We start from the raw sequence: 16,215 nt of genomic DNA, 5'->3' as shown, positions 1-16,215 counted from the left end.
TAAGAAATATAGTAGAGGTAGTGGGGAGTTACTAGGACGTATAAACCTTTGGGGGATTATTTTTGTGTGATCACATGACCTCCATAGACTCACTTGCGATGCATGTTTGGCCATGCCAAAACACTCCAAATTAAGATAAACACGCCTTCATTTTCATTTAGTGGTGGCTATTAGTTTGCATCTTTGCAGATCAGGGCTAAGTATTTAAGGGAATTAAGAAAATAATCTGCGTAAGTTATTTCCAAAAGACAGGTAAGAGATGAACTATACTTTGAGTAACAACGTCCTAGGGTATGTGTATGCTATATGTAGTAGATGATGAATTAGAATTTACATCCTTACTCAAGGAACTGCCCAGTCCAATATTCCAATCTCTGATTGCGTTTAACGACTCTACGTTGTTTCTCGATACCGCATCTCTTGAAAGTGACGACATTGTTATTCTTGACTTACAAATGCCGCAAATGGATGGTGTAGAAATCATCCGCAATTTATCAACCCGCTCACGCGATATCAACCTCATACTTATCAGTGGTATGGAGGGCGCAGTTCTAAATTCGACCTCTATGTTAGCCAGTGCGCTGGGTTTTAATGTAATAGCGACGTTTTCCAAGCCTTTCAAACTAGAGCAGTTGCTAAAAGTGGTGGCGCAGGCCAGTGCCAAAATTAAGCAATCGCCACAACATACTCATTATCAAGACGATGCAGAAGGCTTTTCCAAGCATGACCTTTGCAGCGCACTAAAAAATAATGAATTTGTATTGTTCTACCAGCCTCAAATTGACTTACAGTCATTGCATATTTGTGGCATGGAAGCGTTAATCCGTTGGCAACACCCTCAATTGGGAATGCTTGCACCCGATAGATTTTTAGAGCAAATGAAGTCCTATGATCTGTTGGATGAACTAACGGACTTCGTCATTGAAGAGACTATTAAAACCGAAACCAAGCTAAACAAAGAAGGCATTGATATTTGTGCATCAATTAATATCAGTGCCAGCAGCGTGATTAACTTATCATTGCCTGAGAAACTTGAAAATCTTATCTCTGATGCCGCCATTACCCCTTCGCGCTTTTGTCTAGAAGTTACGGAGTCTGAGCTAATGACTGAACTTGTGCCAGCGCTGGATACGCTGACGCGCATGCGGCTAAAGGGCTTCAATCTCTCCATTGATGACTTCGGGACAGGCTTTTCTTCGTTGCAGCAATTGCATCGTATTCCTTTCACTGAGCTTAAAATAGACCGCTCATTTGTATCCAATCTAATGCTCGATAGTGAATCACAGGTTATCGTTGAAGCGTGTATTTTTCTCGCTCACAAATTAGGTATGTCAGTGGTCGCTGAGGGGATCGAAGATGAACAAACAGTCAAAAAGTTAGTGACGTTAGGCTGTGATGTTGGTCAAGGTTATTATTTTGCTAAGCCCATGCCCGAGCATGCGCTATTTGAATGGATAAAAGAGCATTTACCTGTTGATAATACAGTCAATATCTTGCGCACAGTGAAGTAGAACTCAGGGGGCTGCCGTGCTCAATATAGGTATGAACACGGCATAAATCTGCACTAGCGAGTTAACTTTCGGGCGCGGAAACTGCGGCCCTTCATTTTCCCTTCTGTGATCATTTTTAATGCTGTGTTGGCAATCTTTCTTTGCACAGCCACGTATGAGCTGATCGCCGTGACTTTGATCTTGCCAATTTGCTCACCTTTGAGTGTTTTATTCGCAGTTAGTGCGCCAAGAATATCGCCCGGACGTAACTTAGCTTTTTTACCGCCATCGATATGAATGGTTACCATTGGGGCCCGAGTGATCGGATTGGCAAACACAGTGTCATTGGGTAAATTGGTCGGTTCAATGCGCATATCAAGGTAATCTTCTAGCGCGTTGACCTTGTGCGATTCTTTGTAACTCATCAATGAGCACGCTATGCCTTTTTTACCAGCGCGACCAGTACGACCAATGCGGTGAACATGCACTTCAGGATCATGTGCGATGTGATAGTTAATGACCATTTCGACATGATCAACGTCGATGCCTCGCGCCGCAACGTCGGTGGCCACGAGTACACTAAGACTCTGGTTGGCAAAGCGTACTAACGTTCGGTCACGGTCTTTTTGCTCTAAATCGCCGTGCAGCGCCGCCGCATCAAACCCGCTTTGCGATAGCGCATCACAGACTTCTTGGCATTGGGCTTTGGTATTACAGAAGATAACCGCCGATTCTGGACGAAAGTGTAAAAGTAGCTTTTGTGTGCCGTGCAAGCGCATATCGTTATCATCGACTTCATAAAAGTACTGCTCAATTGAGCTATCGTCATGCTGCGACTCGACCACAACTTTATGTGGTTGATGCATTACGTGCGTTGCCAGTTGTTCAATTTTGGGTGGGTAAGTGGCACTGAACAATAGGTTTTGTCGTTGTGCTGGGCAGTGGTCGATAATGTATTGCAATGGTTCTTCAAAACCCATTTCTAACATACGGTCCGCTTCATCAAGTACGAAGGTATTCACTTCCTCTAACGATAATCGACCTTTGCGTAAATGCTCTTCGATGCGACCCGGCGTACCTACGACAATGTGTGCACCGTGCTCAAGAGAACCAATTTGTGGCCCCATTGGCGCACCACCACATAAAGTGAGAACTTTAATGTTATGAATGGCACGGGCAAGCTTACGAATCTCTACGGCCACCTGATCTGCTAATTCTCGCGTTGGACACACTACTAAAGCTTGAACGCGAAAACGCTTAACGTTGAGATTATGCAACAAGCCTAAAGAGAAGGCGGCCGTCTTACCAGAGCCTGTTTTACCCTGACCGATAACATCTTTACCCTGTAAAATAAGTGGCAAGGTGTGTGCCTGAATTTCAGTCATAGTGTGGTAACCCAAAGACTCAAGGTTATCGAGCAATGACGGTGATAAAGGGGTGGTAGAAAAGGCAGGTAAGGTCACAGTTGCAATCATCTTGTTAAGCGAAAAAGGGATTATAACACGCTAACTCACCGCGCGGCATGGCACACAAGGTTAACAGCACTATTTTTGTTACTGTGTCATTTATTGATGGCTCAATAAGTGCCTGCAACGATGCGCCCTAGTGCATGCGGATGGTTCAGTGTTAGGCGAGAGCTGGACATACTCAATGCATCCCAAGGTGGCGTGTCATGCCATCTCTTCATATTACACATTGTCATTATTAACGATTGAACGTGTTGATTAGACAGCGCTTTGAAGTCGAACTATGATTAAAGCGTCCTCCCATTACGTGAGCCAAGTTAGATTAAGGTAATGAAAAGAATAACAATATTGATGTTCTCGTTGGTCTTTAATACGCCTCTTTTTGCCTTTGCATCGACAGTGATTAAGGTTGTTGATCAACACGGTAAGCCAGTTAATGATGCCGTCATTGAAATACGGGCGTCGGGGGCTCACACAGCGCACACATTGGCACAACCTGCAATCATGGACCAAGTGAATAAAGCATTCGCCCCGCATGTACTGGTGGTACCAAAAGAGTCTTATGTGAGCTTTCCAAACAGTGATGATATTCGTCATCATGTGTACTCCTTTTCTAAAGCGAAACCCTTTGAACTTAAGTTATATTCAGGTCAGCCGAAACAACCCTTGCGCTTTGAACAGTCCGGTGTGGTGGTGCTTGGTTGTAACATTCATGATGCGATGGTCGGTTACGTTTACGTATATGAGGGGCAATATGCGAATAAAACAAATGCCGATGGCCAAGTTGAGCTTCCTATAGATATTAACGACAACACTCAGATGTGGCTGTGGCATCCGCGCCAAACCCTGGCACTGGAGCAGCGCATGGCTTTAGATTTATCACTACTAGAACCTGTTAATGGAGCTTATAAGGTAGTCCTAGAGGTAACCGAAGAGCAACCGCGAGATAGTTTCGAAGACGTATTTTCTAATGCTCAATAAATTTAGTTTTAAAACTCAAATTACCTGGCTTGCAACAGGGTTAATTATATTGACCATTGCCGTTCTCACAGCGAATTACTTTTTCAAGACCGCTAAATACATAGAGCAACAGGTGCAAACGCAAATGCAAGTGGCGCGCAACGTGCTGCAGCAAACCATTGCGCAACAGGAGCAAGTATTAACCACCGCCGCCAATGTGCTTGCGGCAGATTTTGGCTTCAAGCAAGCGGTAGCGACGGGGGACAAAAAGACGATTGAGAGCGCTTTGTATAATCATGGCAAACGAATCAATGCTGACTTGGTTGTATTGATGGACTTGGAGGGGGAATCAGTCTCTATCAGTACTAATAATCGTCAGCTACCACAAGACCTTTCTCCTTATGTATCTGCGCTTCCACTTCGTGCGGGTCACGCTCAAGTATTGAATATCGAGTCTGATGTGTATCAGGTGATCGTAGTGCCCGTGAAAGCGCCGCGTATTATAGCTTATGCCTACATCGGCTTCTTGTTTGACCGCAATGCTTTGGTACAGCTCAAAGATGTGTCCTCATTGGATGTAACCTTGATGCGCGACGAGCACATTGTGCAATCGAGTTTTGAAAACCCAAAAAGCAGCTTAGGCAGTGGTGCAATCGCACCGCTGACAACGCTTAATCTTGTACTGTCTGACTCTGACTATTATCACCAGCGTATCCCTTTTGCTGGCTCAAATGAGATTTGGGCTATCTTGTCGTCGCCTTTAGATGAGATACATCGTGATTTTAAGCAGCTCGTTGTGGCTACCCTATTGGGGGCACTGATGGTATTGATTATTGCGCTGGCTTTGTCTGGTTGGCTGTCACGCAGAATCACAATGCCTTTGCGCCGATTACAACAACTTACAAAGGACATCGGTGGCGGTAATTTTAACGTACCAGCAGCTAAAGGTGATTTGCCCCTTGAACTTAATGAGTTGTATCAAGGTTTCGTATTAATGGGGAGCGCGATTGCCACCCGTGAGACCAAAATTAAATATCAAGCTGAGCATGACTTGCTCACTGGTTTGTTCAACAGAGAACGGTTTTTAGAAAAGCTACAAGAGCAGTTACTAAGTCATGCGTCGATCGCGTTAATCAATGTCAATGTAAAAGGATTTAAGAGGCTTAATGACACCATAGGTGTGGCAAATGGCGACAAACTACTGATCGAAATCGCCGAGCGACTTAGTGCGTTTTGCAAAAAATGTGACGCACAAAGAGCCGTACTCACATCGCGCACCTCCGCAGATGACTTTCTTATCGCTTTACCTGTTAGCTCGCTCGATGAGCTATCGTCATTGATATCCTTGTTACGCGCTGAGCTAGAGCGGCCGTTTTGGTTGGAAGAACTTAACCTACTTCTTAATTTTTATTACGGTATCGCCAATTCAAAAGAGGATGGCAAAGATGCCGAGAAACTCGTGCGTCGTGTGTCTATGGCCGCTTCTTTAGGGGTGCAAGAGCAACTGTTGATCCGCCACTATCAGCAAGGAGAAGATGAAGCTTATCTATTTAAGTTACGTTTAATTGAAGAATTAAAACAAGCACTTGAGGCGCATGATAGCCCGTTGTTTATGAATTATCAGCCCAAAGTGAATCTGCAAACGGGCGCTGTAGATAAGCTCGAGGCATTAATACGCTGGGTGAACAAAGAAGGTGAGTTTGTAAACCCGGAACTATTCGTTGGTTTAGCAGAGAAATCCAGCTTGATTGTTGCGTTAACTCAATGGGTTATTCGACGAGTGATCACCCAAGTTGCCACATGGAATGAGCAGGGGATGCAGTTTAACGTATCCATTAATTTGTCGGCGCAAGATATCCAAGCCAAAGGTTTTGTGGGCTTTTTATTAGATACCATAGGTGAATTTAATGTCTCTGCAACGCAAATCATTCTGGAGTTAACAGAGCGGGATTTGGCTGACAACGAAGCGCTCGTTGTATCACGATTGACGCATCTTAAATCGCTGGGCTTTGAAGTGTCAGTAGATGATTACGGTATAGGCCAGTCATCATTGGCGAAGCTCAAGTCACTTCCAGTTGACGAGTTAAAAATTGATAAATGCTTCATTTTATCTTTGGACCAGTCACAACAAGACCAAGATATTGTCTCATCAACCATCGAGCTTGGGCATAAATTAGGCCTCAGAGTGGTTGCCGAAGGCGTTGAGAATGAACAAAGCATGGCTTTACTGAAACAATTTGGCTGCGATTACGCACAAGGTTATTACCTCTCAAGACCATTAAAAGCAGATCAACTCATTGTGTGGTATCAAGATTATGAAAAAGATAATTAGCATTGCACTGTTGCTGTGTTGGCCTTGCATAAGTGCTGCGAACGGCAAACTGTTGGCAACTCCCGGGGGTTCTCAACTTGAGGGCTCTGCTGGTGGTGGTCTGGTGCCGTGGGCGCAACTGGCAGGGTATGCGAGCGAAGATGAAATGGCATTATCTGGCTATTGCACCAGAGCCAGTGTTGATGACTTTGAACTCGATACCTGCGGTGTGCAGGCAAACTTTTTCGACCGCTTAGAAGTGTCATACGCTGAGCAACGCTTCGACGTTGACCCTCTAGCGTTAACCTTGGAACAGTCTATTATTGGCGCGAAAGTGCGTTTATATGGTGATTTAGTCTACAGCGCCTGGCCACAAGTGTCTTTAGGGATGCAACATAAGCGTTTAGATAGTGCGGATATCGCTTTTGCTGTGGGTGCAAAAGAGGACTCTGGCACAGATGTATATCTGGCAGCGAGTAAGTTACACCTGGGCCTTATCAATGGTTACAACTTTTTGTGGAATGCCACAGTGAGATACACCCAAGCCAACGAAATGGGGCTGTTGGGTTTTGGTGGGGCGCAAGGAAATGGAGCTTTGCACGCTGAACTCTCTGCTGCTGTGCTGTTCAACCAGCACCTTGCAGTGGGGATGGAATACCGGCAAAAGCCAGATAACCTTGGCTTGGGGGAAGATGATTGGCGCGATGTGTTTGTCGCGTGGTTTCCCAATAAACACATCAGTGTTACAGCTGCATACGTACAACTTGGCTCGATTGCCACAGTGGCTGATCAAGACGGTTGGTACTTATCAATTACGGGGTATTACTAAATGATGATGAGTCTTCGAAAACTGTATACCGGCGCTTGGATGTTAACACTATGCGGTTGTGCATCGAGCGCACCCAACGACACCCTGTATGATGCTTTAGGCGCTCAGCAAGGGGTCGCGAGTATCACCGACTCTTTTATAAAGCATATCGCCAAAGATGAGGCCATTTTTCCTTATTTTGCTAAATCAAGTGTCAGTCACTTTCGCCAAGGGTTTCAAACGCACATATGTGACATCAGCGGCGGCCCATGCGAATACACCGGCGATACCATGGAGGATATTCACACGGGTATGAAGATCAATGAGGCAGATTTTAACCGCGTTGTTGAGCTGTTGATTATGGCACTAGAAGATAACGGTATTGATTACCCAACCCAAAACCGATTGCTGAAGTTATTGGCGCCGATGCGCTCTGACGTGATTAAGATATAAAAAAGCCCCAAACATGGGGCGTTTCTAAATCGTTATAGGGGATAGATTATTTAGCCAGATACTGCCCTAGAGCGATGAAAAAAGGCACCGCAAACAATACGTTGAAGGGGAATGTAATCCCCAGCGAGGCGGTGATAGACATGCCAGCGTTGGCTTCGGGTAAACTTTCTTTCATCGCTGCTGGCACTGCGATATAAGAGCAACTTGCACCCAATACCGCCATCAAAGCAATGCCACCAGCACTTAAACCTAGTAGCAGTGCGAGGCCCGTACCTGCCAATCCGCCAATCATAGGCATTAGAATGCCGAAGCTGATAAGGAACATGCTGTTTTTCTTAAGCGTCGACAGTTGCTCACCTGCAACCAGTCCCATTTTTAGTAAGAACAGCGCGAGGATGCCAGAGAATAGCTCAATGAACAGAGGTGATAGCTTTTGTACACTTGCACCGCCAAAGTAACCAATAACCAAACTGCCTAACATCAACAAAATGCTTTGATTGGCAATCAGTTCTTTTTTGATGAAATGACCATTAATTTGTTTGAAGCTGCCACGGGCAAGCACTAAGCCTACGACGATGGCCGGCATCTCAAGTAAGACCACGAATAATGGGAAGTAGGCTTCATAACTAATATCGCTTGCTTCAAGTAAAGCCACAGCGACCGCGTATGTGGCAACGCTCACAGAGCCGTAATGAGCAGCGATTGCGCCAGAGTTAATTCTATCTAGACGACCAAAAAAACGAAGGAGGGGAAAGGCGATAAGTGGCAGTACAAGGCCAAATGCGATAACAGCGACAGACATGCCCAATAGCGCTGGGTCGATGTGTTTTTGCAACGCTATTCCCCCTTTAAGGCCGATAGCTATCATCAAAAACATGCTCAGTGATTTATACAGACCGTCGGGGAAGGAGATTTTAGCCCCGAGTAATTGCGCTACAACACCTAGAATAAAAAACGCAACAACCGCATCTAGGACCATGATTATTTATCTCCTACAGAGTAGTTAATTGTCATGGTTGCCTTATGCTCGGCACGTAGGGCTAGTTTGTTTTTCACTACTTGCGTGAAACTCACCGTACTTAGGCCCGCCGCAATCATAGCAAAGGCATATGAGTGGTAACCAATCATGTGACCAATTGCAGTCATTATCAGTAGCGCCGTGCAGGTGATTGCACAAAATACCAAATCGCGGTTGATCATGAATATCTCCTCAAGATTTTCACCCAGTTTACATTTATTTGTTTATAGATAAAAATAGATATAATTGTTTTTTAAGTTAGATAAAAATCTAATTATTGATTTAGGTGAAATAATGGCATCACGTTTACACGCCCATATAGGTACCTTTAGACAGCTAGAAATTCTGCTTGCTGTGTATGATGGCGGCAGTGTGAAAGCGGCATCAGAGGCATTGTTTTTGACCCAGCCAACGGTGTCGATGCAGCTTAAAAAACTCAGTGAGGCGATTGGGTTGCCCTTATATCAACAGGTGGGGCGACGCCTGCATTTTACCGACGCGGGTCTGGCGACCATCAAAACAGCGCGACAAATATTGAATAGTTGCGAGGAGTTAGACATGCATTTGTCAAACTTACGTGGGTTAAAGTCAGGGACATTGCGCTTGGCTTGTGCAACGACTGCAAAGTACTTTATTCCGCATTTACTCGGACCATTTTGCGAGCGTTATCCGGGGATTGATATTCAGTTTACAGTAGCTAACCGCCAGCAAGTGATAGAGCGTATGGAACAAGGTTTGGATGACTTCTATGTGTTCAGTCATTTGCCACAAGGGCTTGGTTTAGAGGTTATTGAGTTTTTGTCTAATGATTTGGTTGCTATCGCTCATGCCGATCACCCGTTAACTCAGCAACACAGCGTCAGTTTAGAGGAGTTTTGCCAACACGATTTCTTAATTCGTGAAAAGGGGTCGGGCACGCGTTTTGCCACTGAAGCATTTTTCCAAGAAAAGGGGATCACGCCAAATGTAAAAATGACGATCGCCAGTAACGAGGCAATTATTCATTGTGTGTTATCTCGCTTAGGTGTTTCTATTTTGTCTGCGCACACCCTTGCATTTGGTGAGATTTACGGTGTGAAAGTGATCAATGTGGACGCACTACCAATTCAAACCAAATGGTCATTCTCTTGGCTTCAGGGGAAAGCGTTGTCACCTTTGGCGCAAGAGTTTTTGGAATATGTAGAAACAGAAGGCCGGCAAATGATGAAGCAGGCTTTGCATACGATGCAACCCAATTGATGGTGTGTTGGTGTAATCATCTGTAGTACCCAAGGCGTTGATTTTTTCCATATCAGGGTCAATGCTTACGTTTTGTCGCCACTGTATCAACACTATTTTAAATGACCCATATGGTGTTGAAGGTGTCTGTGAACAAGGAGTCACAGATGATGCTTACAATCAGTCAGTCTGTGGGTATAAATGGCGTGAACACGCCAATAGACGTAAAGTCTGTGCAACGTGCGCTCAATGCATTAGGTAGTAGTCCTCAGTCGGATGTGGATGGCTCTTTAGGCTCGCATCCGGAGTTATCGAACACTGTTGCTGCAATAAAGCATTTTCAACGTGCAGTTGTTGCAATGCGCACTCCTGATGGGCGAATAGATGTGAATGGTCGCACGCACAAATGCATCAATGAGAAAATGCAAGAAAGCGTGCCATCGCCCATGTATACGCTCCCCCCTGTGCAGCACGCACAACCCATAAACGATGCTGATTTTATTCACATCGCAACCTTATTAGGCTGTGAGGTGGCAACAATTAAAGCCGTCGCAAAAGTGGAGAGTGCATCAGGCGCATTTTTGCCCGATGGTCGCCCTAAAATTCTGTTTGAGGCCCATATTTTTTCTAAGCACACTCAACATGCATTTGACCACAGCCATCCAAGTATTTCGTGTGCTACGTGGAATAAGCAATTGTATGTCGGGGGCGAGGGAGAGTATCAACGTCTTAATTTGGCGATGACGTTAGATGCGGATGCCGCGCTGAGCTCTGCATCTTGGGGAATGTTTCAAATAATGGGCTTTAACTATCTGGCATGTGGTTATCCACATGTGCGTGCATTTGTAGCAGCAATGTTTGCCTCTCAACTCGCTCACTTGCAGGCATTTGCGGCATTTTTACAATCCCAGCACCTCGATACTCTGCTTCAAGCTAAGGATTGGCGCGCGTTTGCCGCAGGATATAACGGCCCCAGTTATGCGCAAAATAAGTACGATGAAAAACTAGCAAACGCATACAAACAATTTACCTAATCCATGTACGGGTTTTGATACCACTCGTTTCTCATCTCACAATTGTAGTGGCAGCAAAAGCCATCAGAGTCCTTGATATTAGATATAAATCTATTGCTTTTAGCATTGCACAAACCTGCATTTGGCCTAAATTTAATAAACAGGCTCGCTTTTTTTGCTGTATCAAGGCGTTACGCCTACAGGGTAGTAGCATTTTGGCAAAGGGCATTTATGAGAAGAACCGACACCACGTTATTGGAACAAATGCAGATCAGCGATGTTGATATTGCAAGTCGTAAGGAGTTGTTGGGACTCACTGACGAATGTTTTAAGCTGCTTGGTAATCAGCGTTTTTTAATAGAAGAAAAAGTCGACGATGTAGTTGACGAATTCTATGTTAGACAAACCGAAATTGATGAAATCTCTTTGCTTATCGGTGATGCGGACACGCTCACACGCCTTCGTAATGCACAAAAAAAATATGTTATCGATTTGTTCGCGGGCACGTACGACAGTGAGTACGTAAATAACCGTTTGCGTATCGGTATGGTGCACAAGCGCATTGGTGTAGAGCCTAAACTTTACCTCTCTGCTGTTCGCTCACTAAAGCAACTCGTCACCGAAGTACTGCGCGAGAACATAGCGCAAGAAAACGTGCTTACAGATACCTTACTAGCCCTAGATAACTTGTTTTATTTTGACACCACCTTGGTTTTTGATACCTATATCAGTAGCTTGGTCGGTGAAATTGAAACGGCAAAAAGAAAAACAGAAGCGTATGCCGAGAGTTTGGAACAAAAAGTTGCAGAGCGTACCAAGCAGTTGGAAGAACTTGCAAAGCAAGACCCCATTACTGGGCTTTACAATCAAAGGGCTATGCGTGATGTCTTAAAACGAGAAATAGCGATGTTGAAACGCCATGATAATGCGCTGTCGTTAATCTATTTCGATGTTGATAATTTTAAAGACGTCAATGACCGTCAAGGTCATATCAAAGGCGATGAGGTGTTGAAGCATCTATCGCAAATTATGCTCTCGTCGCTGCGCGAAGTTGATGTTCCATGCCGTTACGGGGGGGATGAATTTTGTATCATCTTACCTGATTGTGATACTCAAAATGCCTACCGCATCTGCGAGCGTATTATCGGCAAATTCACCAATATGTACAAAGACTTATCATTGAGTGTTGGTATCGTTGAAGCCAACAAAGATTCTGGGGCCGACATTGATAACCTCATAAAAGAAGCAGACAAGAAAATGTATGAGGCGAAGAAGTACGAGGGTTCAAAAATTTGTGTTTAACGCCGCGCTTATGCCTTTTATGTAAGACATAAGCGGGTTTGGTCACTCATCGGCGTTAAATATATTCTTTAATTTCGTCAAAGATACCTGCATCATCAATCGTTGATGGGATCTGCAAAGGTTCACCATCAATGAGCTGGCGTAGGTTTTTACGCAAAATTTTACCCGAACGTGTTTTTGGTAGCCTTGGCACACAGACAACTTCTTTCATGCAAGCAATGGCGCCTATTTTTGCGCGTACATCGGCTTTGAGCTCAGTAGTCACTGCCTCACACTCACCGTGATAATCGTCTTTTAGGACCACCATAGCCATAGGTACTTGGCCTTTGAGCGCGTCATTTATAGCAAATACAGCACACTCAGCCACCGCGTGGTGCGCAGCCACGATTTCCTCCATTTCACCGGTGGAAAGGCGGTGACCCGCAACATTTATCACGTCATCAGTGCGGCCCATAATAAAGAGGTAACCGTCTTCATCAATATAGCCACCGTCGCCGCTGAGGTAATAACCAGGGTACTGGCTTAGATAGCCCGATTTGAAGCGTTGTTCGTTATTCCAAATAGTAGGTAAACAACCAGGCGGAAGTGGTAACTTAATGACTACTGCGCCTTGTTCATTAGCCTGACATGGCTCGCCGTGAACATCTAAAACACGTACGTCAAACCCCGGCGTTGGCACGGTTGCGCTTCCAGCTTTACTCGGCAGGTGCTCAATACCTATAGGATTACATGCAATGGCCCAGCCTGTTTCTGTTTGCCACCAATGATCTAACACGGGTAATTGTGTTTTCTCTTTTAACCACTCATAGGTTGGCGGATCGAGTCGCTCTCCAGCCAAGAAAAGGCGCTTGAGGCTGCTGGTATCAAACTGTTTGAACCCAGCACCATGGGGGTCTTCTTTCTTGATTGCTCGAAAAGCAGTGGGGGCACTGAACAAGGCGGTCACTTTATATTCTTCTACCACACGCCAAAATGCGCTTGCATCAGGGGTTCGAACGGGTTTGCCTTCAAATAATATAGTGGTGCAGCGATACATGAGCGGAGCATACACGATATAGGAATGGCCAACGACCCAGCCGATATCTGAGGCGGCCCAAAACACCTCGCCGGGTTTCATGCCATATACGGTGTCCATCGAGTAATGCATGGCCACAGCGTGACCCGCGTTTTCGCGTAACACGCCTTTGGGTGTGCCCGTGGTGCCAGATGTGTAAAGGATATAAAGCGGGTCGTCCCCCTTCACTGCAGTAGGTCCGACTGCTTGGGCGCTTTGGAGCGCTTGCTGCCAGTCTAAATCACGCTGTTGCGTCATTGGCGCATGGGCTTGCTCTCGTTGATAAATAACACAGTGCTCTACCTTGTGCGCAGCCTGCTCTAGCGCTTCATCAAGTAAGGGCTTGTAATGTATTACTCGGTCTATTTCTAGTCCGCACGAAGCACTGAGCACCACTTTGGGAGTGGCATCATCTATTCGCACTGCCAGTTCATGGGCTGCAAAACCACCGAACACCACTGAATGTATCGCGCCTAAGCGTGCGCAGGCGAGCATACCAATCACCGCCTGTGGGATCATTGGCATATAAATAACAACACGATCACCTTTATCAACGCCCAACCCCTGCAACACGCCAGCAAACTTTGACACCTCATCTAATAGCTGGTGGTAGGTAAAGGTTTGCTTAGTCTGTGTAACTGGTGAGTCATAGATAAGAGCAAGCTGTTCACCATAGCCACTGTCAACATGCTGGTCTAGCGCTAGGTAGCTAGTATTAAGCTCGGCATCGGCAAACCAGTGGTAGAGCCCGTGTTGGTCTTGATGATATGCATTTTGCGGTGAATTAAACCAGGCAATGCGTTTGGCTTGTTGCATCCAAAATTGCGCGGGGTCATGAGCAAAAGCATCATAGTGTTGTTGGTACAGGCCTGACATTTCAGCTCCTAAGAAAAATGTGAGAGATCTTATAAAAAGTAAGTGAATAAATGGGAGCTAACTATGAGACCTTGGTCGATAATAGACAAAAGAATAAGGGGCCTGATGGCCCCAAAAAATTAATTGATTCTACTTTTTATAGCGTTCGAACCATGCGAGGGTGTGCTCTATTTTTGCGATCATTCTTGAAGGCCTTCCCGCTATACCATGAGGTGAACCCGGAACGCGGATCAGCACCGTATCAACCTGTTGTAATTTAAGGGCTTGGTAAAATTGCTCAGACTCTGAAATGGGCGTTCTGCGGTCTTGCTCACCGGTCATGATCATGGCTGGCGTGGTGACATTCCCCACTAACGATAACGGTGAGCGCTTCCAGTAATGATCTAAATGCTCCCACGGTTTACCCGGAAACTGGTTACGGATTTGTCCGAGGTAGCTGTCAGCAGTGAGTACTTTACTCAGCCAGTTGATAACAGGTTTAGTAATGGCCGCGGCATTAAAGCGATCGGTTAGGCCAATGGCATAGGCAGTAGCAATACCGCCTGCAGAGCCACCGGCGATAAAGAGGTTGTTACTATCTATAAAGCCTTTTTCAATGAGTGCATCGACTCCTGAGTTATGGTCGGCAAAATCTTCCTCGGACGAGTACTTGCCATCAAGCAGTAGCGCGAAGTCTGTACCATAGCTTGTCGAGCCTCGGTAGTTCATGTACATCACCACATAGCCTTGTGCCGCGTAACGTTGCAGCTCGGCAGTAAAATGAGGTCCATAGGCTAAATGAGGCCCACCATGGATTTCAACGATAAGCGGGTACTTCTTATTGTCATCAAAATCCGGTGGAGTGATGTACCAGCCTTGGATTGACTGGCCGTCAAACTGTGACTTCACTGTGAACTCATGCACCTCACCAAGGGTTTTATGGCCAAGAATGTCTTCGTTAATGGCACTGACTACGCGGGATTTACCTTTGTTGAGCATAGCAAGCTCAGCAGGGCGTTCACTTGAACCGTGGGTGTATGCAATGGCGCCACTTTTAGCCATAGTAAATTGACCGCTGATGTATGGGCGACCCAATGTGGTGCCTGATAGCGCATCGCTCAGCTCAGATACTTTGCCTTTGTGGGTCATGGTAGCCAGCTTTCGCCTTCCGAAGTCATCGTATTGCACCACGAAATCGCCTTTTCCTGTCCATGCATAATCGCTAATGGAGCGATCTAAGTTAGCACCGATCACCTTGGTGTTACCCGAGTTCAAATCTAGTAGCGTTAACTGTGAATTGACGTAAGGCACTGGTTCATTGCCGCGAGAGATAAATGCCAAGGACTCCCCATCTTTGGAGAACGTTGCTTTGTATTCGCGTCCGGGTAATTGAGTAAGTTGTGTTTGTTCACCTGTTTTTAGGTTAACGGTAAATAAGTCCGCCTCAGTGGTGCGGTATTCCCACTGTGGATGTTGATCGCTAGAGAACACCACCGCTTGAGAATCTGGGCTCCATGATAATGGTCCAGTGTGCTGATATTCACCGTGAGTGAGTGCTCTGGCTGCACCGCCATCTGCTGGAACCACAAAGATGTGAGAAAAACTAGGCTCTAAGAACCCTCGACCATCTGCTTGATATCGCGCTTTTTCGATTACTTTAACCGGCTCAGACCAGGTTGCTCCCTTGGGCTTGCTGGGCATTTTCACTGACTTCACATAATCAGATTTTCCCTCGGGGACATTCATTGTAAAAGCCAATTGCGTGCCATCGGGTGACCAAGTGAGGTTACTAATCGATTTGGGTAACTGTGTCAGCAATGCTGATTTATTTTGCTCAAGCCATAACATATGGAGCTGGCTAGAGCCACTGCGGTCACTGACAAAGGCGATGCGACTGCCATCATTAGACCAGCGAGCAGAAGAATAGCTGTGTTCATCGGCAAATAAGGGAACATGCGCATCTTTTTTTACATCATATAACCACAGCGAACGTTTGCTCTTATCGCTCATAATGTCGTAACTAGCGCGCAGGTATATGACCTTGGAGCCGTCAGGGCTGATTTGTGGGTCATTGACATATTCCAATGAAAAAATGTCCTCGGACATGAATTTGGCTTGTGTGTTAGCATTGATGGCTGTAGCACTACACAGTGCTGCGAGTGCCAAAGAAATACGAAGTTTGGACATAAGCTATTCTTCTTTTTGGGTAAAAACTCATCCTAGAAAGGAGTGTTCGCGCTTTCAAGCGAGAGTCGACCAAGTGCACG

The 16,215-nt window shown here is 45.6% G+C and carries 13 protein-coding genes; 8 read left to right on the top strand and 5 right to left on the bottom strand.

Annotation, left to right across the window (positions count from 1 at the left end; genetic code table 11):
* Positions 1–299 precede the first annotated feature (299 nt).
* Positions 300–1,511: an EAL domain-containing response regulator gene (locus AAEU32_RS14730; protein WP_421971293.1), complete on the top strand. Its 1,212-nt coding sequence runs from the start codon at positions 300–302 to the stop codon at positions 1,509–1,511.
* Between the two features lie 53 nt (positions 1,512–1,564).
* On the opposite strand, the gene dbpA is transcribed toward AAEU32_RS14730, so the two are convergent.
* Positions 1,565–2,965, bottom strand: a complete 1,401-nt coding sequence (gene dbpA, locus AAEU32_RS14725) for an ATP-dependent RNA helicase DbpA (RefSeq protein ID WP_421971292.1) — start codon at positions 2,963–2,965, stop codon at positions 1,565–1,567.
* A gap of 321 nt (positions 2,966–3,286) precedes the next feature.
* Here dbpA and AAEU32_RS14720 point away from each other — a divergent pair, with 321 nt between their 5' ends.
* The 4 genes from AAEU32_RS14720 to AAEU32_RS14705 are packed head-to-tail and all read left to right on the top strand — an operon-like array spanning position 3,287 to position 7,488.
* Positions 3,287–3,937, top strand: a complete 651-nt coding sequence (locus tag AAEU32_RS14720) for a methylamine utilization protein (protein WP_421971291.1) — start codon at positions 3,287–3,289, stop codon at positions 3,935–3,937.
* 49 nt (positions 3,938–3,986) lie between these two features.
* A complete protein-coding gene (locus AAEU32_RS14715; protein WP_421971290.1) occupies positions 3,987–6,248 on the top strand; it encodes a putative bifunctional diguanylate cyclase/phosphodiesterase in 2,262 nt (753 codons plus the stop codon).
* A complete protein-coding gene (locus tag AAEU32_RS14710; RefSeq protein ID WP_421971289.1) occupies positions 6,232–7,056 on the top strand; it encodes a DUF3034 family protein in 825 nt (274 codons plus the stop codon). The genes AAEU32_RS14715 and AAEU32_RS14710 overlap by 17 nt, the downstream gene beginning before the upstream one ends.
* Positions 7,057–7,488, top strand: coding sequence for a group I truncated hemoglobin (locus AAEU32_RS14705; RefSeq protein WP_421971288.1), 432 nt, complete (start codon positions 7,057–7,059; stop codon positions 7,486–7,488).
* A 46-nt stretch (positions 7,489–7,534) separates the two neighbouring features.
* On the opposite strand, the gene AAEU32_RS14700 is transcribed toward AAEU32_RS14705, so the two are convergent.
* Together AAEU32_RS14700 and AAEU32_RS14695 are read right to left on the bottom strand one after the other, a co-directional pair.
* A complete protein-coding gene (locus AAEU32_RS14700; protein WP_421971287.1) occupies positions 7,535–8,467 on the bottom strand; it encodes a sodium-dependent bicarbonate transport family permease in 933 nt (310 codons plus the stop codon).
* A gap of 2 nt (positions 8,468–8,469) precedes the next feature.
* The gene (locus AAEU32_RS14695) at positions 8,470–8,688 is read right to left on the bottom strand and encodes a hypothetical protein (RefSeq protein WP_421971286.1); all 219 of its coding nucleotides are present in this window, start codon (positions 8,686–8,688) and stop codon (positions 8,470–8,472) included.
* A 112-nt stretch (positions 8,689–8,800) separates the two neighbouring features.
* Between AAEU32_RS14695 and AAEU32_RS14690 the strand changes: the two genes are divergently transcribed.
* The 3 genes from AAEU32_RS14690 to AAEU32_RS14680 all read left to right on the top strand — a co-directional run bounded on the left by AAEU32_RS14690 (position 8,801) and on the right by AAEU32_RS14680 (position 12,039).
* On the top strand, positions 8,801–9,745 hold the full coding sequence (locus AAEU32_RS14690; RefSeq protein ID WP_421971285.1) for a LysR family transcriptional regulator: 945 nt from the start codon (positions 8,801–8,803) through the stop codon (positions 9,743–9,745).
* A gap of 146 nt (positions 9,746–9,891) precedes the next feature.
* On the top strand, positions 9,892–10,758 hold the full coding sequence (locus AAEU32_RS14685) for an N-acetylmuramidase domain-containing protein (protein WP_421971284.1): 867 nt from the start codon (positions 9,892–9,894) through the stop codon (positions 10,756–10,758).
* A 210-nt stretch (positions 10,759–10,968) separates the two neighbouring features.
* Positions 10,969–12,039, top strand: a complete 1,071-nt coding sequence (locus tag AAEU32_RS14680) for a GGDEF domain-containing protein (protein ID WP_421971283.1) — start codon at positions 10,969–10,971, stop codon at positions 12,037–12,039.
* Between the two features lie 55 nt (positions 12,040–12,094).
* Here AAEU32_RS14680 and AAEU32_RS14675 read toward each other — a convergent pair whose 3' ends face one another.
* Together AAEU32_RS14675 and AAEU32_RS14670 are read right to left on the bottom strand one after the other, a co-directional pair.
* A complete protein-coding gene (locus AAEU32_RS14675; RefSeq protein WP_421971282.1) occupies positions 12,095–13,969 on the bottom strand; it encodes a propionyl-CoA synthetase in 1,875 nt (624 codons plus the stop codon).
* A 129-nt stretch (positions 13,970–14,098) separates the two neighbouring features.
* A complete protein-coding gene (locus AAEU32_RS14670; RefSeq protein ID WP_421971281.1) occupies positions 14,099–16,135 on the bottom strand; it encodes a S9 family peptidase in 2,037 nt (678 codons plus the stop codon).
* Positions 16,136–16,215 lie beyond the last annotated feature (80 nt).

Source organism: Pseudoalteromonas maris, from assembly GCF_049257235.1.
In the GTDB taxonomy this organism is placed as follows: Bacteria; Pseudomonadota; Gammaproteobacteria; order Enterobacterales; family Alteromonadaceae; genus Pseudoalteromonas.
This window is presented reverse-complemented; position numbering and strand designations above follow the sequence as displayed.